At 64.3% G+C, this 18,386-nt stretch carries 17 protein-coding genes; 10 read left to right on the top strand and 7 right to left on the bottom strand.

The window, feature by feature from the left end; translation table 11 throughout:
- Nucleotides 1-62: 62 nt before the first annotated feature.
- Complete coding sequence (locus tag JOD78_RS23065) at nucleotides 63-1,313, bottom strand: styrene monooxygenase/indole monooxygenase family protein (RefSeq protein ID WP_209569422.1); 1,251 nt, start codon at nucleotides 1,311-1,313, stop codon at nucleotides 63-65.
- A gap of 104 nt (nucleotides 1,314-1,417) precedes the next feature.
- Entirely contained in the window at nucleotides 1,418-2,206 is a 789-nt protein-coding gene (locus JOD78_RS23060; RefSeq protein ID WP_039783210.1) for an SDR family oxidoreductase, read from the bottom strand.
- A 427-nt stretch (nucleotides 2,207-2,633) separates the two neighbouring features.
- Here JOD78_RS23060 and JOD78_RS23055 point away from each other — a divergent pair, with 427 nt between their 5' ends.
- The 3 genes from JOD78_RS23055 (at nucleotide 2,634) to JOD78_RS23045 (ending at nucleotide 6,647) form a co-directional block, all read left to right on the top strand.
- The gene (locus JOD78_RS23055; protein WP_209569423.1) at nucleotides 2,634-3,545 is read left to right on the top strand and encodes a transporter; all 912 of its coding nucleotides are present in this window, start codon (nucleotides 2,634-2,636) and stop codon (nucleotides 3,543-3,545) included.
- A 103-nt stretch (nucleotides 3,546-3,648) separates the two neighbouring features.
- Nucleotides 3,649-5,229, top strand: coding sequence for a methyl-accepting chemotaxis protein (locus JOD78_RS23050; RefSeq protein WP_209569424.1), 1,581 nt, complete (start codon nucleotides 3,649-3,651; stop codon nucleotides 5,227-5,229).
- Between the two features lie 257 nt (nucleotides 5,230-5,486).
- Nucleotides 5,487-6,647, top strand: coding sequence for a Bcr/CflA family efflux MFS transporter (locus JOD78_RS23045; RefSeq protein ID WP_209569425.1), 1,161 nt, complete (start codon nucleotides 5,487-5,489; stop codon nucleotides 6,645-6,647).
- Nucleotides 6,648-6,725: 78 nt separating this feature from the next.
- Here JOD78_RS23045 and JOD78_RS23040 read toward each other — a convergent pair whose 3' ends face one another.
- Together JOD78_RS23040 and JOD78_RS23035 are read right to left on the bottom strand one after the other, a co-directional pair.
- Nucleotides 6,726-7,901, bottom strand: coding sequence for a Xaa-Pro peptidase family protein (locus JOD78_RS23040; RefSeq protein ID WP_209569426.1), 1,176 nt, complete (start codon nucleotides 7,899-7,901; stop codon nucleotides 6,726-6,728).
- Nucleotides 7,901-8,299 (bottom strand): nuclear transport factor 2 family protein, encoded by a 399-nt coding sequence (locus JOD78_RS23035; protein ID WP_209569427.1) that lies wholly within the window; start codon nucleotides 8,297-8,299, stop codon nucleotides 7,901-7,903. The genes JOD78_RS23040 and JOD78_RS23035 overlap by 1 nt, the downstream gene beginning before the upstream one ends.
- Before the next feature lie 62 nt (nucleotides 8,300-8,361).
- Here JOD78_RS23035 and JOD78_RS23030 point away from each other — a divergent pair, with 62 nt between their 5' ends.
- Complete coding sequence (locus tag JOD78_RS23030) at nucleotides 8,362-8,763, top strand: helix-turn-helix domain-containing protein (protein WP_209569428.1); 402 nt, start codon at nucleotides 8,362-8,364, stop codon at nucleotides 8,761-8,763.
- Here the strand turns inward: JOD78_RS23030 and JOD78_RS23025 are convergent.
- Nucleotides 8,730-9,977, bottom strand: a complete 1,248-nt coding sequence (locus tag JOD78_RS23025; protein WP_209569429.1) for an MFS transporter — start codon at nucleotides 9,975-9,977, stop codon at nucleotides 8,730-8,732. The two genes, JOD78_RS23030 and JOD78_RS23025, sit on opposite strands and share 34 nt — an antisense overlap.
- Nucleotides 9,974-10,507 (bottom strand): GNAT family N-acetyltransferase, encoded by a 534-nt coding sequence (locus tag JOD78_RS23020; protein ID WP_209569430.1) that lies wholly within the window; start codon nucleotides 10,505-10,507, stop codon nucleotides 9,974-9,976. Before JOD78_RS23020 ends, JOD78_RS23025 begins: the two co-directional genes overlap by 4 nt.
- Nucleotides 10,508-10,580: 73 nt before the next feature.
- Here JOD78_RS23020 and JOD78_RS23015 point away from each other — a divergent pair, with 73 nt between their 5' ends.
- The 5 genes from JOD78_RS23015 (at nucleotide 10,581) to JOD78_RS22995 (ending at nucleotide 16,164) form a co-directional block, all read left to right on the top strand.
- A complete protein-coding gene (locus JOD78_RS23015; RefSeq protein WP_209569431.1) occupies nucleotides 10,581-11,501 on the top strand; it encodes a LysR family transcriptional regulator in 921 nt (306 codons plus the stop codon).
- Between the two features lie 109 nt (nucleotides 11,502-11,610).
- On the top strand, nucleotides 11,611-11,997 hold the full coding sequence (locus tag JOD78_RS23010) for a FlxA-like family protein (RefSeq protein ID WP_209569432.1): 387 nt from the start codon (nucleotides 11,611-11,613) through the stop codon (nucleotides 11,995-11,997).
- A 171-nt stretch (nucleotides 11,998-12,168) separates the two neighbouring features.
- Nucleotides 12,169-12,876 (top strand): gluconate 2-dehydrogenase subunit 3 family protein, encoded by a 708-nt coding sequence (locus JOD78_RS23005; protein ID WP_134134317.1) that lies wholly within the window; start codon nucleotides 12,169-12,171, stop codon nucleotides 12,874-12,876.
- 43 nt (nucleotides 12,877-12,919) lie between these two features.
- The gene (locus tag JOD78_RS23000; protein WP_034334785.1) at nucleotides 12,920-14,701 is read left to right on the top strand and encodes a GMC family oxidoreductase; all 1,782 of its coding nucleotides are present in this window, start codon (nucleotides 12,920-12,922) and stop codon (nucleotides 14,699-14,701) included.
- Nucleotides 14,702-14,712: 11 nt separating this feature from the next.
- Entirely contained in the window at nucleotides 14,713-16,164 is a 1,452-nt protein-coding gene (locus JOD78_RS22995; RefSeq protein ID WP_209569433.1) for a cytochrome c, read from the top strand.
- Between the two features lie 51 nt (nucleotides 16,165-16,215).
- Here the strand turns inward: JOD78_RS22995 and JOD78_RS22990 are convergent, their stop codons facing one another.
- On the bottom strand, nucleotides 16,216-17,109 hold the full coding sequence (locus tag JOD78_RS22990) for a LysR family transcriptional regulator (RefSeq protein ID WP_034334773.1): 894 nt from the start codon (nucleotides 17,107-17,109) through the stop codon (nucleotides 16,216-16,218).
- 240 nt (nucleotides 17,110-17,349) lie between these two features.
- Between JOD78_RS22990 and JOD78_RS22985 the strand changes: the two genes are divergently transcribed.
- Entirely contained in the window at nucleotides 17,350-18,381 is a 1,032-nt protein-coding gene (locus tag JOD78_RS22985) for an ABC transporter substrate-binding protein (RefSeq protein WP_227022542.1), read from the top strand.
- The last annotated feature ends 5 nt before the right edge of the window (nucleotides 18,382-18,386 follow it).

The raw sequence follows: 18,386 nt of genomic DNA, 5'->3' as shown, positions 1-18,386 counted from the left end.
GCCTGCAGATCAGGCGTGGCTTCGGCCAAGGCCAGGGTTGCAATGGACGACATGATGGCTCCTTATGCAGCGACGGCAACGGCCTTGGCCTGATGGCCGGCCACCAGTTCCTCGCAGGCCTGGGCATCGGCCCACCAGGGGAAATAGCGCGGCGGGTGGTTGAAGCCTTCGGCGATTTCCTTGGCCAGCGAGGGCATCTGTCCGGCTGCACCCAGCAGGCCGAGGATGTGCGGTGGCGGCGGGGTCAGCAGGGAGTTGGTCCACTGCACCACCCACTTGGCGTAATCCCAGAACTGTTCAAAGGTCTGCTCCATCCAGTCACGGGTATAGGGCTTGTCGCCATGGGCCAGGATGGCATCGAGATAGACCTTGGCTGCCTTGGTGGCATTGTTGGCCCCTTGCCCGGTGATCGGGTCATTGGTGGCCACGGCGTCACCCAGGCCAAAGACCAGGCGGCCGGACGGCAGCGTCAGTACCGGCTTGCGCACGGTAGGCGCGAACGAACCGGCAAGGATGCCCTTGTCATCGGTCAGTTCGGCGTGCTCGGCGCGCTCGGCCTCCCAAGGCAGGAACTTGCGCAGGAAGTCCTTGGATGTGGCCAGATGCTCCTGCGGAGTCCGCACCTCGCGCCAGCAGTCCAGCGGACCACCGGGGATGCCCTCGAAGACCATGATGTCGCACGGGCCGGACAGGGTCAGGGCCGGGAACACGAAGTACTCGCCGACCCCGGGGATCAGGTTGAAGGCCACGCTGGAATAGTCCGGCTGACGCTTGAGGCCATGGACATAGGTCAGGGCCAGGGAACGCTGCGGCTTGTCGAAGGGAGAACGGGCGGCATCGCGCTCGAAGAGCTTGACCACTTCGCCCTTGCCGGCGGCCAGGATCACCAGGTCATGTTGCTCGGAGAGGACCTCCAGTTCGGCCACGCCGGCATCCTGGATCAGGACCTTGCCGCCGCGCACCTCCACCTGCTCCAGCCAGGACGACATCTTCAGGCGCTGGTCCACGGCCTGCGCCGGACGGTCCAGGCGGGCGCTCCAGTCGATGGCCTTGGCCCCGGGCACCTCCGGATGCGGCACGGCAAAGCTGATGCCCTGCACCGGCGGACATTGCTGTTCCCAGTCATTCAAGCCGAGATCGCGTTCGATCTGCAGCGACGGATCGAACATGCACTGGCTGGACATGACCTTGCCGTTGCGCAGGTCATCGGGTGTGCGATTGGTCACCACGGTGACCTCATAACCCTGCTCCAGCAAACCGAATGCCAGCGGAAGACCGGCCTGACCACCACCTACGATCGCGATGCTACGCATGATGTTTCTCCTCTCGTTGTCAATCGATCCGGATCAGCTGAATGATGCGAACCGATCGTTGAAAATTGTTTAAATGTTTTAAATCGTATAAATCATTGATGGCTTCACTGCGCCAGGCGCGGAATGGCCGGCACGGCCTGCTCCGGCCCCATGGCGGAATAGCCGCCATCGACGGCGTAATCGGCCCCGGTGACAAAGGAAGCGTGGCCGGACAGCAGGAAGGCCACCACATCAGCCACTTCTTCCGGGTTGCCCACGCGCTTCAACAGATGGAAATCGGCCGCCACGCGGTCGGTCTTGGCGCGGTCGCCGCCGGTCAGTTCATCCATCACGCGCGACCAGGTCCAGCCGGGCGAGACCGAGTTCACGCGGATGGCGTCACCCGCAAAATCCATGGCCATGTTGCGCGTGACCTGCACCAGCGCTGCCTTGGAGACCGGATAGAGCCAGCGCCCGGTCTGCGCCACCTTGGACGAGATGCTGGTGAAGTTGACGATGGCACCGCCGCCCGCCTTGACCAGATAAGGCCGCACCGCATGGGCAGCCATGACGGCGCTGACCAGATTCACATCCAGGGTCTTGAGCCAGTCCTGGCGTGAGGAAGCGGCACCGTCATCGAGATAGGAGGCGGCCAGGTTGACCAGGAAATCGAGCCGGCCGAAGTGCGCCGCCACTTCTTCCACGGCCTTGGCCACCTGCGCGTCATCGGTGATGTCCACGCGCCAGAAGCGACAGGCGCTGCGGTCTTCGCCGGCCACGCGCTGGCCGCCGTCGGCGTCGATGTCGAACAGCGCCACCTTGACGCCATAACTGCGCAGGCGGCGGACCACGCCTGCACCGATCAGGGTGGCACCGCCGGTGACGACCGCCACTTTGCCTTCGAGATCTTTCATTGCGCTAACCCTCTGTTGTCGGTTGTGGTGATGCAGGGAGAAGAGCATCGCTTGCTCGCTGCGCCTGCAATGCATGATGGACGCAGCAAGCCGCAAGGCCCTATCCGCAGCGCGCACGGGCTATCCATCGTTTGCGGCAATTTGAAAAACCGGGTCCGGCAGGCGGCGCGCGTTGCCGCGCGGCATGGCCGGGTTCGCCGATCGCGCAAGTTCCTGCACTCAGGGGATAGCGATGACCGGATCTGGATCATCGGTTTGCGAGCACTGCCGCGATCATTGATCCGCCTCAATTCATCTACACGCCAGGCCACTCCGCCACCCGCGCCGGTGTTTCACACCGCAGCACGCTGGGGCCGCGGCAAGTGCTGAAGCGAGCGCGTCGTCTGCACCTGACCTGCCACCACCATTTCACACACAGAGGGAAACCATGAAGAACGCACCACGCACACTGCTGGCACGCGCCCTGGGACTGGGCTGCAGCCTGGGCCTGGCCCTGGCCTGTCTGCCGGCCCATGCCATCGACGGCAGCGGCCTGCCGTCCTATCCGGACGGGCTGGAAAACTTCGGTTCGGGCGCACTGCCGCCACCGGGGGTCTACGGCATGGTCTATACCGGCTTTGCACAATACGACCATATCCGCGGCAACAACGGCCAGGACATCGGCCCGCCGGACTTCCGCGTGCAGGTCGGCGTGCTGGCACCGCGCGTGGTGTGGGTCACGCAACAGAGCATCCTCGGCGGCCAGCTGGCCTTCCACGCACTGGCACCGCTGCTGGATGTGGATGTGCGTGCAGGCGGCCGCAATTTCCACAGCCGCGGCCTGGGTGACATCACCGTCGGCCCGGCCCTGGCGTATCACGCCTCGCCGGCCCTGCATTACGCCGTCGGCTTCGACATCACCATGCCCAGCGGCCAGTACAGCAGCGACAATCCCTCCAGCCTTGGCAAGAACATCTGGGTCTACCAGCCGCTGGTGGCCCTGAGCTACATCCAGCGCGAAGGCGTCAATGCCGACGTCAAGCTGATGTATGACTTCAACGGCCGCAACGGTGCCACGCAAACCCGCTCGGGCCAGGCCATCCACGCCGACTATGCGCTGGGCTGGGGCTTCGGCAACGGCCTGGTGGCCGGGGTAGGCGGCTATGTCTATCAGCAGGTGACCAATGACAGCGGCCCCAATGCCGCAGCCGGCAAGTCGCAGGCACTGGCCATCGGCCCCAACCTCAAATACGACAACGGCAAAGGCCTGGTGGTCACCGCCAAGTTCCAGCAGGAATATGACATTCGCAATCGCCCCGAGGGCAAGCAGTTCTACGTGAAGGCCATCCTGCCGTTCTGACGCGGCTCGCGGACTGGCTCTCCCGCCATCGGCCAGTCCGGCCGGTGGCGGGCCTCTTCCCTGCCGGCCATCGCCGGCGACCTCATTTGCAGGAGTTCCGCTCATGGACACCCAGCCTGGCACCACGCGTCCTCTGCCCCTGGCATTGCGCATCGGCCTCACCTTCGGCACGCTGGTACTGCTGTGCATCCTGTCCGGCGTGATCGGGCTATGGCAGTTGCAGCTCGTCACCGGCAAGCTCGATGCCGTGGTCAACGACGGCAATCTCAAGCTGGCGCTGGCACAGGACCTGTCGCGGCAGGTCCATATCGGAGTGGAATCCTTCCAGAGCGTCATCATCATCAGCGACAAGGCGGCGGCCGAGGCGGCCATGCAGCGCGGGGACGCGGCGCATGAGCGTTTCATCAAGCAGCGCAAGGCACTGCTGGCACTGGTGTCCGATGAGCAGATGCGGCAACTGACGCAAACCGTCTTCACCGTGAACGACCAGAAGGCCGAACCAGCCTTTGGATACTTCGTGCAACTAAGTATGGCCGGACAGCGCGAGGAAGCCGGCCGCTGGCTGGCCACGCAACTCAATCCGGCGCTGGCGCAATTGCAGGCGGCGATCCAGGCACTCATCGATGTCCAGACCGAACGCAATCATCAGCTGCAACTGCAGAGCCAGCGGGACAGCCAGCGCGCGCGCTGGCTGATGGGAGCGTGCTTCGTGGCTTGCCTGGTCTTTGCAGGCGGGGCGGGTTACGCACTCATTGCCGGCATGCGCAAGAGCCTGGGCGGCGAACCGCATGACGCGCTGCATGTTGCGCACGAGATCGCCGGCGGCAACCTGGTGGTGACGGTACCGGTGGCCGGACGTGACCAGGCCAGCATGATGGCGGCCATGCGCGAGATGCGCGACAAGCTCATCGCCGTGGTCGGCCTGGTCAATCACAATGCGCAGGCGGTGGCCTCGGCCAGCCAGCAGATCGCGCAGGGACATCACGATCTCTCCGAGCGCACCGAAATCCAGGCGAGCTCCTTGCAGCAGACCACGGCCTCGATGGGTGAACTGAGCAGCAAGGTGCGCTACACCGCCGACCAGTCGGCGCTGGCCTGTCGCCTGTCCGATGAAGCATCGGCCGCGACCCGCAGCGGGCGCGAAGTGGTGGAGCGCGTCATCGCGCAGATGCAGGAAATCGATACCAGCTCGGGCCGGATCGTGGACATCATTTCGGTCATCGAGGGCCTGGCCTTCCAGACCAACATCCTCGCCCTGAATGCGGCGGTGGAAGCGGCGCGTGCGGGAGAGCAGGGGCGCGGCTTTGCGGTGGTGGCGACCGAAGTGCGCACGCTGGCCCAGCGTTCGGCAGCGGCCTCGCGCGAGATCAAGCAACTGATTCTGGCGTCGGTGGACAGCAGCGCCGCGGCCAGCAAACTGTCGCGCGAGGCCGGGGCGGCCATGCAGCAGGTGGTGGATAGTATTGCCCGCGTCAACAGCGTGATGCGTGACATCTCTTCGGCCAACCAGGAACAGAGCACCGGCATCGGCGAAGTGAACCAGGCGCTGATCCAGCTCGACGACCTCACGCAAAAGAATGCGGCGCTGGTGGAAGAGGCGACGGCGGCCTCGATTTTCCTCAATGACAAGGCGGGGGAACTAGCGCGTTCGGTGCGGACTTTCCAGCTACCCGTGATTGCCTGAGCATCTCCGCCTGGTTGACCGTTCCGCTTGCGCAAGCGGCGGCATCTAGGGGAAAACCTGCATTGTCTCCCTGCTACCGCGTCCACTAGAATGGCTGCTCGCTGGCCGCGATGCGGCCAGCGCTGCATGCGAAGGTGTTGCGCCTTGCCCGTCCTCCGATCCGGGTATCTGTCGGCCAGCCGTCGTCAATGAGAACAAGGCCGCCAGACCACCAGGGAGACGATGTGATGAGCGATACACGCGACGGAAAATCTTTCATGTTGTTTCTGGGAGGACTGTCAGGCCTGGGGCCCATGGCCATCGATATGGGCTTGCCGGGACTTCCCGCCATCGAATCCGAGATCAGCCATGCGGCTGGACAAGGCGCCCTGGTACTGAGCGTATTCCTTGCCGGTTTTTCGGTCGCGCCCATCGTATGCGGCCCCCTGGCAGACCGCTTCGGCCGGCGCGCGCTGCTCATCGGGGGCATGAGCCTGTTCGCAATTGCTGCGGCCCTGTTTGCGCTCAGTTCCAGCTGGACGCTTCTGTTGGCGGCACGATTGCTGCAAGGTTTCGCCGCTGGTGCCTGCGCCGCGTTGCCCGTAGCCATCCTGCGGGACCTCTACACCGGACCTGCAGCCAGAAGCCGCATGGCCCAGGTGGTTTCCGTACAGGGCATCGCGCCCATCGCGGCACCGGTGCTCGGCGGAATGATTCTGCTGCTGACGCACTGGCGCGCCATCTATGTCGTGCAAGCCATCCTCGGCCTGCTGTTGCTGCTGTATGCAATCTTCCTGTTTCGCGAATCCCTGCCCGCAGACATGCGCCGTCCGCTGCATCCGGCCGCGCTGGCCGAAACCTATGCGATGGTGCTCAAGGATGCGGGTCTGCGCCGCCATGCACTGATCTACGGCTTCGCCTTCGCCTGCATGTTCACCTACATCGCTGCCGCAGCCAATGCCTATGTGGGCCAGTTCGGCATGTCCGAAACCTTGTTTGCAGTGGTGTTTGCCGCCAGTTCCATGGGTATCGTGGCAGGTGCACAGCTCAACGCGCGCCTGACGCGGCGAGGCCTCTCCGGACCGCGGCTGATCCGCAGCGGCCTGGGCCTGATGCTGGCCAGCGTGCTGGCCATCAACCTGCTCAACGTGACTGGAGGCCTGCACGTTGCGGCTCTGGCGGTGCTGGCAGGGCTGGTGGTCTTCAGCTTCGGACTGCTCGCATCGGCGGCCAACCATGAGGCCCTGCTCAATCTCGGGCATGTGGCCGGGGCTGCGTCGGGCGTCATGCGCTGCCTGCAGATGCTGCTGGGATCTCTGGCCAGCGCCGCCAGCGTGGTCCTTCCCGCCGGGATCACCGCGACATCGAGCATGGCGCTGCTGATGCTGGCGATGGCTATCCTGGCCTGCCTGGCTGGATGGCGATATGAACGAAAATGAAGAAGCGTGGCCCGAAGAGGCCACGCCACAAGAGGCAAGGATCACGCGGCAAACGGGAGGATGAAGATCCTGGCGCGTTTACCACATGAACGCGGGGCAGGCTGCGGTGAGAAGTTCACATCCGCCTGCATGCACCAGAATATCCTGCTCGAACTTCGCGCATCCCACGCCCGGCAAGGCGGCGATGGTCTCGATACTCAGCGCCATCTGCTCCTCAACCACATCCTGGCTGCCTTCGATGAGCCATGGTCCTTCCCAGCCCAGGCCGTAACCATGTCCCGCCAGGGGATGGGGTGCCTGCATGCCGGCGCGCAGCAGGCTATCGCGTACCGTGCGCCAGATGTCGTGGGCGACGGCCCCTGGGCGGACGGCATCGATACCGTCGGCGACAGCCTGCGCGGCGGCCTCAATGAGGTGCCGCTGCGCGGCAGAGGGACTGCGGCCGCAGACCACCGTGCGCGAGAGATCGAAGCGATAACCGCCGATGGCCGACCCATACAGGTCGCAGTGGAACAGGTCGCCCTGCTGCAGTATCCGGGTGGTCCAGCTGGGGGCCTGTCCGAAGGCATAGAACTCGGTATGCGGACCTGAGGCGGTCGCTGCATCGATGACCGTCCCGCCACCGGCCGTGATGATCTGACTGGCCATCGAGACCGCATAAGCTTCAGTACATCCCGGCTGCGTGGCCGTGCGCATCATGGCCGCCATGGCATGGCTGCCCAATTGCGCTGACTGGCGCAGCAGATCCATTTCCATCGGGCTCTTGATCCTGCGCATCTGTTCGACCAGCTTGTCACACGGCACGAACTCCGCCTCGGGACAGGCCTGCAGCAGCCTCCGATACGAGGCCAGCGCCATCGCATCGCCAGCCACCAGACCAATGCGGGCCCGCCCCAGGCCAAGCTCGTGCAGCACCGCTGCGGCGGTGTCGGCGACCATGCTGGTAGTGCGCACGTCCTGCACCGGAATCTGCTGGCGGCGATAGCGCGACGCATCCACCACCAGCACCGGCTCGCCGTGAGCGGGAAGCACCAGCGCGCTGCAGGAAAGACCCGACCAGACGCCTTGCAGATCGGGGACCAGGGGCGTGGCACTGCAGACATTGGCGAGGTAGATCAGATCCTGGGCGCAATCGACCGAGCCGCCGCCGCGCGACCAGATCAGCAGCGCGTCCAGATCCAGCGTGCGGCAGCGCTCCTGCAGCCGGTGCCAGCGGTCCTGAAACACCGCAGGCGTGGTGCAATTGCCCAGCATTACCGTGCCAGCCCGTCAACTCGCGCAAGACTGCTGCCCACGGCATGATCGATGCAGTAGAGCCAGTGGCCCTCCGGCTGTTGGCGCAGGACTTCCGCCGAGGAGCCGCTGGCGAGGATGTGGCCGGCTTCGTCAGTGATATGCCAGTCTGCCCGCAGCAATGCCAGCTCGCCGCACTGCAGGCAGAAGTGATTGATGGCCGTCATCCTGCCGGGGAGCTCCATCAGTGCCGAGAGCATCTGGCGTATCTCTGCATTCCCCTTCAGCACGGCACCCTCGGGGCTGCCCTGCACGAGCGCCTGCGCTTCGTAGAGCGACATCAGATCATCCATGCTGCGCGCATTGAAACCGTCGGCAAACGCCTGGTTCATCCGTTGCGGTTCTGTTACCTTCGTCACTTCCTTATCCTTTCTCTGCACAAGAGGCGCTGAGTAAATCAGATGTTCACTGGAGTTCCCAAATGGAAAGTACGCCCCCCTGCGCGCCGGACCTCCCGGTGGCATTGCATGCCCTCCAGTGTCCGGTGGAACACTGGCTGTCCTTCCTCGGCCATCGTTGGACTGCGGTGATTCTCTGGCATCTGCGGGAAGACAAACTGCGTCATGCCGAGCTGCTGAGCCGCTTGCCGGGGATCACCGCCAAGGTACTCGGTGAGCGCATGAGCGCACTGGGGGACGCGGGACTGCTCGTGAAATATGAAGGCGGGCACTTTCCGCGCACCACCCACTATGCGTTGACGGAGAAGGCGGAAGCACTGCTGCAGATCCTCGATCAGATCGATCTCTGGTCCAAGTCCCATGGCGCAGCCCAGCCAGCCTGCCTGCTGCCTCAGCGACCCGGGACAGCCTTGCCCGAGAGCTGATGGAAGCGCCGGATCGACCAGGGCCCCGCCAGCGCGCCCACGCCAACCAGAGTCCAGGCCAGCGTCCAGCCGCTGGCCGGCAGCGCAAAGGTACGTTGACCCCAGTCCAGCACCATGCCAAACAACCACGGGCTGATGGCACCGGCACCGAAACCCATCAAGGAACGCACCGCAAACGCGGTGCCCAGGCGCGAGGCCGGGACAACGTCGCACAAGGCGGTGGAATACACCGATGAGTCGGCGATGGCCAGCAAGTTGTAGAGCGCGGCAAAGACCAGCAGCATCCACACCGGTGCGGACGCCATCCAGCCGAACAGGAAAGAACAGCAGAGACTGGCGCAGGTGGCCAGCATCATCACCCGTACCCGACCATAACGGTCCGAGGCCGATCCTCCCAGCAGACTGCCTGCCACACTGACAACGTGTGACAGTGCTGCTATGAACAGTCCGTGCTCAGGATTCAATCCTGCATGGCCGACGACGAAGGCCAGATAGGCCGGCAGCCAGGCCCACAAGGCCATGAGTTCCCAGCAATGCGCGGCATAGGCGGCGCTGCTGAAGAGGGCTGGCTTGTCGTGCAAGGTCTCGCGCAAGGTCGTGCGCAGGGCATGTTCGCGCTGCGCCGGCGCCACGGCATCTGGCTTGAGCCTGGTCAGCGCCACCATCGTCAGCAGCGCGCCAAGAGTTACCAGGCCCGCCACCAGCGCGCTTGTCTCCGGCCACGACCAGCGCGATGCCAGCAAGGCCACCAGCAACAGCGACAAACCATATCCCAGCGAGGCGGCACCAATGAACATGCCCATGCTGCGCCCGCGTATGTGCGGCTGAGCATTGCCGGCCACCAATTGCAGTGCCGGACTGTAGCTGCCGCCCGCGCACAAGCCCACCAGGCCATATAGCAAGGCCGTAAGCGCCGGGCCGTTGCTGAACCAGGCGAAGACCAGCATGGCGGCTGCCGTCAGCACGGCGCTGGCCAGCACGACGCGGCGCGGGCCGACCCGGTCGGCAATGAATCCCGTGCCGCACAGCGACACCATGTAGCCGAGGGTCCAGGCACTCTGAACCGCGCCCGCCTGCGCCGCGCTCAGGTTCCATTCGGCCATCATGCGCACCATGCTGCCAGCCCACAAGGTCGCTGCGCTGGCCTGCAGCATCCGGCCGGCACACAGCAGCAGCAAGCCGGCGCGCGCCGAGGTCGCCGTCGGTACAGTCATCGTGCCGCCAGCGGCAGCTGCATCAATACCGTATCGACCAGGCAGTTGAACTTGCGGCCCACCTGCCTGAGCGTACCGACGTGCTGGAACCCAACCTTGCGATGCAGGGCGATGGAGGAAAGGTTGCCACTGTCGCCAATGACGGCCACCATCTGCGAATAGCCTTGTGCACGGCACTGTTCCACCAGCGCCTGCATCAACCGCAGGCCCAGCCCCTTGCCATGGTGGCGATTGCTGACGTAAACCGAACTCTCCACCGTCCCGTTATAGGCCGAACGCGTCCGATAAGGAGAGGCATAGGCATACCCGACCACCTCCCCTGCCTCGATGGCGACCAGCCAGGGCAGGCCGGCGCGGCGCAGGCGATCAAGGCGTCGATGCATATCGGCCAGGGACGGCGGCACCTCCTCGAAGGTACACAGGGCCGTGAGGACGTAGACGGCATAGATGTCGAGCATGGCCGGAACATGTTCCGAGCGGGCCTCGGCCAGGGTGACGGCAGCGCTGGGGGGTAGAGTCGGGATATCCATGTCGGGAATGCTGACATGGCCATGGCAAATGACCTAGGTTATCCTCCTTATTCATTGCATAAGCGATTCTTATATGAAGATTTCCTCGATCGATCAGCTGGGCACCTTCATCAAGGTGCTGGACAACGGCAGTTTCTCGGCCGCCGCTGCCCTGCTGGACGTAAGCCAGCCGGCGGTCAGCCAGCAGGTACGCGAGCTGGAGCGCCGCATGGGAGTGAAGCTGGTGGAGCGAGTGGGCCGCAGCGTTGCCCCTACCGCCGCAGGTACCAGCCTGCTGGGTTTTGCCCGGCAGATCGTGGAGACCGCCGCACAGGCCAGCGAAGCCGTCAGCGATCACGCGAACGGCGTACTGGGCAGCGTGCGCCTGGGTACCGGCGGCACCGCCTGCCTGCATTGGCTGCCGCCCGTGCTCAGCGCACTCAAGCAGCAGCATCCGGCCTTGCAGGTGGTCGTCAGCACCGGCAATACCGACGAATTCGTACGGCGTGTCGAGCACAACCAGCTGGACCTGGCGCTGGTGACGCTGCCGGTGAGCAGCCGCGCCCTGCAGGTCACACCAGCCCTGAAGGATCCTTTCGTGGTGATCGGCCCGGCCAAGGGCGCGCGCCTGCCCAGGAAAACCACGGCCATTCATCTGGCGGCCTTGCCGGTGATCCACTTCGAACCCGGTGCCAACATCCGGCAGTTGATCGACGGCTGGCTACTGGCCGGCGGGGTCAGGCTGCAACCCAGCATGGAGCTGGGCAGCGTCGAAGCCATCAAGGAGATGGTGGCCAATGGCCTGGGATACGCGATCATCCCGGCCATGGCCTTGCGCAAGGCCGATCATCGCCGCTTGCAGGTACGCGCCATGGAACCGGCGCTTACGCGTGAGCTGGGCTTGATCGTGCGCCACGACAAGCCCGTTACGCGCGCGCTGCAGGCCATGATCCAGGCGCTGGCCAGGCACACCCCGCCCGGTGCACGGCCGGTCCGGACTGGCGGAAAACGCTGACAGACGGTATGCGCAAGAAAAAAGGCCCAACAGCGTAGACAATCTGCAACGTCCCTTGATGCCACGGCTGCGCTGTCTATACTTCGCAGCACACTTCAAGGAGATGCGCATGAGCAATGTCACACTCAACCTCGGATTGGCCGCGACCGGACGCAACCAGCAGGCCTCGGCCACCGAAGACGATCCGGGCAACAGCGTGGCCGATCGGGTGGCGGCCATCATGAAGAAGATCGGCAAGCTGCAAAAGGAAGCGGCAGCCTTGCAGGGACCGCCGGAGGAAGTGGCCAAGATGCGCAAGGCCATCGAAGCCGAGATCCGTGCACTGGAGCTGAAGATGGAACAGATGATGGAACAGCAGGCACGCGATCAGCAGGAGGCCCAATCGGCGACCAAGTCGTCCGCCAACAGCCCGGGCGACCAGGACGGCGAGGCCGGAGCACAGGACAAAGACACCCCGCGCAAGCGACGGGGGCACTTCATTGACGAGGTGGTCTGAGCGCAAGATCGCGATGACGTCGCCGGCTCCCGGCGCCGCGCGTCAGACATTTCCCACATCAAAAGCACAGGATGACTGATCCCCCTGCGGCGTCATCGCGCGCATCATGGCTCGGCCGTGAGCAAGGCAAGGCCTTGCTCACGCTCCGGATTTCCCTCAAGGAAACGCGCCATGAAAAAAATAAGCATCTCCGCCAATCGCCGCCGTTTCCTGCGCGGCGCGCTGACCGCCGCGCCCGCTGCCGCGCTGGCTGTCACCACCGGCAGCCTGAGCGCCACCGCCCAGGAACAAGCCGGCAACGTCCCCTACAAACCCGTCTTCTTCAACCAGGATGAATTCGCGCTCCTGAGCGCCCTGGCCGATACCCTCATCCCCGCCGACGAGACCGGGCCCGGTGCGCTGGAAGCGGGCGTGCCCGCCTTCATCGATGCGCAGATGAATACCCCCTACGGGCAGGGCCAGCTGTGGTACATGCAAGGCCCCTTCACCCCGGACGCTCCGCCCGAATTCGGCTACCAGCTGCCCTATCCGCCACGCGAACTGTACAAGAAGGGACTGGCCGAATTCGACGCGGCCATCCGCCAGCAGTATGGCCACGGCTATGTGGAACTGAACACCCAGCAACGCGAAAAGATGATGGGCGAGTTCGAGAAGGGCGACCAGGGCAGCCTCAAGATGGCCACCATCCCGCCTGCAGCGCTGTTCAACCTGTTGCTGCAGAACGTGCACGAAGGCTATTTCTGCGACCCCACCGATGGCGGCAACAAGGGCATGGGTTCGTGGAAGATGATCGGCTTCCCCGGTGCCCGCGCCGACTATTACGACTGGGTCGACCAGTACGGCCGCACCTATCCCCTGCCTCCGATCTCGCGCGGCTGATCACTGCCCTCTTCGCATCGTTTGACCCCGAAAGCCCAAGCATATGGCCAACAAGAACATGAAAGCAGTCGACGTCGTCATCGTCGGCTTCGGCTGGACCGGTGCCATCATGGCCAAGGAAATGACCGAGGCCGGACAAAGCGTGGTGGCGCTGGAACGCGGCGTCTATCGCGATACCTACCCGGATGGCGCCTATCCCAAGACCATCAATGAGCTGGAATACCAGCAGCGCTTCAAGTTATTCCAGAATCTGAACAAATCCTCGTTCACCTTCCGCCGCAAGAGCGGCGACAGCGCCATCCCCTATCGCCAGATCGCCATGTTCAAGCCGGGCGAAGGCGTGGGCGGTGCCGGCCTGCACTGGTCGGGTTGCCACTGGCGCATCCTGCCGGAAGAGTTGCGCATGCGCAGCCATTACGAGGAACGCTACGGCAAGGGTTTCATTCCCAAGGACATGACCCTGCAGGACTGGGGCGTGACCTACGAGGAACTGGAGCCGTATTTCGATTTCGCCGAAAAGATGATGGGCACCTCCGGCACCGCCTACCGCGTCGGCGGCAAGGTGGTCGACGACAGCGGCAATCCCTTCGAAGCCAACCGCTCGGACAACTTCCCGCTGCCCGCACAGAAGGAGCAATACCAGGCCGCGCTGTTCCGCAAGGCCGCGCAGCAGGCGGGCTTCCATCCCTTCACCCTGCCCTCGGCCAATGCCTCGGCGCCCTACGTGAACCAGTACGGCTGCCAGATGGGGCCCTGCACCTTCTGCGGCTACTGCTCCGGCTATGCCTGCTACAACTATTCCAAGGCCTCGCCCAACGTCAACATCATGCCGGCCCTGCGCAAGAGTGCGCTGTTCGAATTGCGCAGCAGCTGCAACGTGCTGCGCATCGAACTCGACAGCACCCGCAAGAAGGCCACCGGCGTGACCTACGTGGATGCCAATGGCGATACCGTGTTCCAGCCGGCCAACATCGTCATCGCCAGTACCTTCGCGTACAACAATGCGCGGCTGTTCCTGCTCTCGGGCATCGGCAAACCCTATGACCCGGTGAGCAACACCGGTGCGGTCGGCCGCAACATCGCCTTCCAGATGATGTCGACCATCAATGCCTTCTTCGATCCGGGCAAGAACATCAACGGCTTCATCGGTGCCGGTGGCAATGGCGTGGCGGTGGATGATTTCAATGGCGACCACATGGACCACGGCCCGCTGGGCTTCGTCGGTGGCTCGCCGATCTGGTGCAACCCGGCCGGGGCCAAGCCGATCTCGGGCATCGCCGTGCCCAGCGGTACGCCCAAGTGGGGCCGCGACTGGAAGCGTGCGGTCAAGGCCAGCTATCTGAACACCATGTCCTTCGACGTGCATGGCGCCAACATGGTCTATCGCGACGTGTATGTGGATCTCGATCCCAACTACAAGGATGCCTTCGGCCAGCCGCTGCTGCGCTTCACCTTCGACTGGAAGGACAACGACATCCGCATGAGCCGCTACGTCACCGACCAGGCCGTCAAGATCGCGCACGAACTGAAGGCGCGCGAGATCAAGGTCACGGTCAAGGACTTCGGTGCCGCGCCCGACCTGCGCAGCTACCAGACCACGCACTGGGCCGGTGGCGTGGCCATGGGCACGGATCCGTCCACCAGCGTGGTGAACCGCTACCTGCAGAGCTGGGATGTGCACAACGTCTTTGCGGTGGGCTCGGGCGTGTTTGCCCAGGGCATCGGCTACAACCCGACCGGGGCGGCGGTGGCGCTGACCTACTGGTCGGCGCGCGCCATCCGTGAGCAGTACCTGAAGGACCCGCGACCGCTGGTCAGCGCGTGAAGACGGGAGCGATGATGAAACGACTGATCCTGATCTCCGCCCTGGCGCTCGGTACGGCGGCGCTGGCCGCCAGTGCCGCCTACAACCTGGCGCACGCCGATGCATCGCTGAGCGTTCCTGCCCCACCCAAGCCACCCGTGGGGGCGCGCCTGCTCAACCGGGAAACGGCCCCCCTGCGTCCGCTGGCCACGCCGCCGGCCGATGCGGCACTGGCCGAGCGCGTCGCCAAAAAAGACAGCCCCAGTGCCGATGACCAGCTACTCTTGCGCGGTGCTTATCTTGCACGCGCCGGGGATTGCGTGGCCTGCCACACCAGCAAGGGAGGTGCGCCCTTCGCAGGCGGACTGGCGCTGGCCTCGCCGATCGGTGCGATCTACTCCACCAACATCACGCCGGACAAGGAACACGGCATCGGCGACTGGAGCTATGAGGACTTCGCGCGCCTGATGCGCACCGGCGTCACCAAGGCGGGTTATACGGTCTATCCGGCCATGCCCTATCCGTCCTATTCGCGCCTGAGCGATGAGGACATGCAGGCGCTGTATGCGTATTTCACCAAGGCCGTGCCGCCCTCGGCGCAGGCCAATCGTGCCAATGACATCCCCTGGCCCTTGTCGATGCGCTGGCCGCTGGCGATCTGGCGCAAGTTGTTCGCGCCCACGCCCGCGCCCTATGCGGCCCCGGCCGGGACGGATGCGCAACTGGCACGCGGAGCCTATCTGGTGGAAGGACTGGGCCACTGCGGCAGCTGCCACACGCCGCGCTCGACCACGATGCAGGAGAAGTCGCTGCGGGATGACAGCAGCCGCCTGTATCTCTCCGGCGGGCAGGTGGTCGATGGCTGGAGCGTACCGTCACTGCGCAATGAACATGGCGGCGGCATCGCGGGCTGGAGCCAGGCCGACCTGGTGGAATTCCTGCGTACCGGCCGCAACCAGTACACCGCTTCCTTCGGTGCCATGAATGACGTGATCGAGCATTCCATGCAATACATGACCGAGGCCGATCTCAATGCGATGTCGCGTTACCTGTTGAGCCTGGCACCACGCAACGGGGCCGAGCCTTATCGCTATGACGAGGCCACGGCCACGGCGGCTTACGAAGGACGTCCGCAGACGCCGGGCGCAGCGCTCTACCTGGATCGCTGCGCGGCCTGCCATCGCAGCAACGGCACCGGCTATGGCAAGGCGTTCCCGGCGCTGGCCGGCAATCCGGTGCTGCAAACCGGGGATGCCACCTCGGCCATCCGCATCATCCTGCAAGGAGGACGCCAGCCCTCCACCGATTCCGCCACGGCGGGGCTGGTGATGGCACCCTATGCGCAACTGCTCAACGATCAGCAGGTAGCCGAAGTCACCTCCTACATCCAGACCGCCTGGGGCAACCGCGGCGCGACCGTGAGTGCGGCCGATGTGGCCAAGATACGCAAGACGGCCAAGCCCGTAGAAGACCGGGCACCCTGAGCTGCCGCCACTGGTACTGTCCACCAGAGTGTCCTGCCGGATCCGCCACCTTCAGGCGGACTGGCAGCGCCTGAGCTCGTCCCGCAGGTCGGCTGCGAATGTCTCCGCCAGTGCCAGCCGCTTGCCGGGATAAGGGAAGATGATGGCGCAACGCGTATCGAGCTCTTCCACCACCGGCCGGATCACGACGCCCGCGCTGACGAACGGTTCCGCCGTGATGCGCGATACCAGCGTGATCCCGGCCCCTTCCGCCACCAGCGCACAGGCCACCAGCGAATTGGGCGTCTCCATGGCCACCTGCACCGATACCCGCAGCTTGGACAGCGCATCATCGATCTGGTAGCGCATGTAGCTGTGCTGCGACAGCAGAATCATCCGCTCTCCATCCAGCTCCTTGAGCGAGATCCGCTTGCGGCGCGCCAGCCGATGCCCGACCGGCAGCACCAGTGCGCGCTCCAGCGGTTCCAGCGGTTCGATTGAAATCGAAGGCTGTGATAGCGGCAACTCGACAATCCCTATATCGAATTGCTTGGTCGCAACCATCTCGGCAATCTGGCGTGACGGCAAGGTCTGCACGAAGACCGACACCTGCGGACGGGCCGCCGCGAAGCGTGCCACCGTACGCGGCACCAGGCTCTGCGAGAGCGCCGGCAATGTCGCAATGCGCAATGCACCGGCCCGCTGGTGCCCGATATCGTGCGCCACCTGGGCAATGCGGTCGAGGTTGCCATAGATCGGTTCGAGCTCTGCATAAAGGGCCTGGGCCTCGGGTGTGGCGACCAGTTTGCGGCCGCGCCGCTCGAACAGGTCGTAGCCGATCCTGATCTCCAGATGCGCGATGGCCCTGCTCACCGCCGGCTGGGTCACGCTCATCATCTGGGCGGCCCCCACTACGGTGCCGGTGCGCATGACCGAATAGAAGGCTTCGATCTGGCGCAAATTCACGCTGTTTCTCATATAACCAACTCGCTGTAATGGTTCGGCAAATATGCTTCAAGGAGGTGCAGTATCGCATCTTTGCAGTGCCTTTTCCCTCGTAAATTCGCTGATTTGCACCGCAACAAGACACATAACAAACAGGCATAAGCAACCCTCGAAATTTTAATATTTGAGGCGCGGAGGACTGCCTACACTAGGGGCTCCTGCTGTCCATTCAACTGCAGTCCCTACCCGGAGGAATACCTGATGCGAAGCGTTCTTGGCGTAACGATGGCGGCCGCCTTGCTGGCCACGGCAACTTCCCATGCGGCGGAAACGGTCTATGTCGGTGGCTACGGCGGTTCGACCGAACAGGCCTTCAAGGAAAAGATCATTCCGCCGTTCGAAGCGAAGACCGGCAGCAAGGTGGTCTACGTATCCGGCAACTCCACCGACCTGCTGGCCAAGCTGCAAGCGCAGAAGGGCCGCCAGGAAATGTCGCTGGCCATGATCGACGATGGTCCGATGTACCAGGCCGTCGGCCAGGGCCTGTGCGCCAGGATCGAAGAAGGCAGCGGCTCGCGCGAGGCCTATCCCAACGCCCGCATGATCGGGGACAAGTCGATCGGCATCGGCTTCATCGCCACCGGCCTGGCTTACAACAAGGAAGTCTTTGCCAGGAACGGCTGGAAGGCCCCCGACTCCTGGCAGGACCTGACCAACCCCAAGTACAAGCAGAAGGTGGTGATTCCGCCCATCACCAACGGCTATGGCCTGCTGACGCTGGTCATGATGGCGCGCCTCAACGGCGGCAGCGAAGAAAAGATCGCACCGGGTTTCGACGCCATGATCAAGAAGGTGGCGCCCAATGTGCTGGCCTGGGAGCCCTCTCCGGGCAAGATGGCCGAGATGCTGCAGACCGGTGAGGCGGCCCTTGCCGTCTGGGGCAATGGCCGCGTGCAGGCGGTCATCGACCAGGGCGCACCGGTGGAATTCGTCTATCCCAAGGAAGGGGCGGTGGCACTGATGTCGGCCGCCTGTGTCGTCGAAGGTGCACCGCAGCCCAAGCTGGCGCAGCAGTTCCTGCAGTACGTGCTGTCGGCCGAGGTGCAGGCCATCCTCGCCACGGCCCAGGGCTGGGGACCGGTCAACAAGAACACCAGGCTCGCACCGGAGGTCATGAAGCGCGTGGTCTACGGACCCGAGAAGGTGGGCCAGATGATCGCCCCCAACTACGGCGTCATCAATGCCCAGCGCGCCGAGTGGACCAATCGCTGGAACCGCGCCGTCGAGCGCTGAGCGCT

The organism is Herbaspirillum sp. 1130 (assembly GCF_017833835.1).
In the GTDB taxonomy this organism is placed as follows: Bacteria; Pseudomonadota; Gammaproteobacteria; order Burkholderiales; family Burkholderiaceae_D; genus Herbaspirillum; species Herbaspirillum huttiense.
This window is presented reverse-complemented; position numbering and strand designations above follow the sequence as displayed.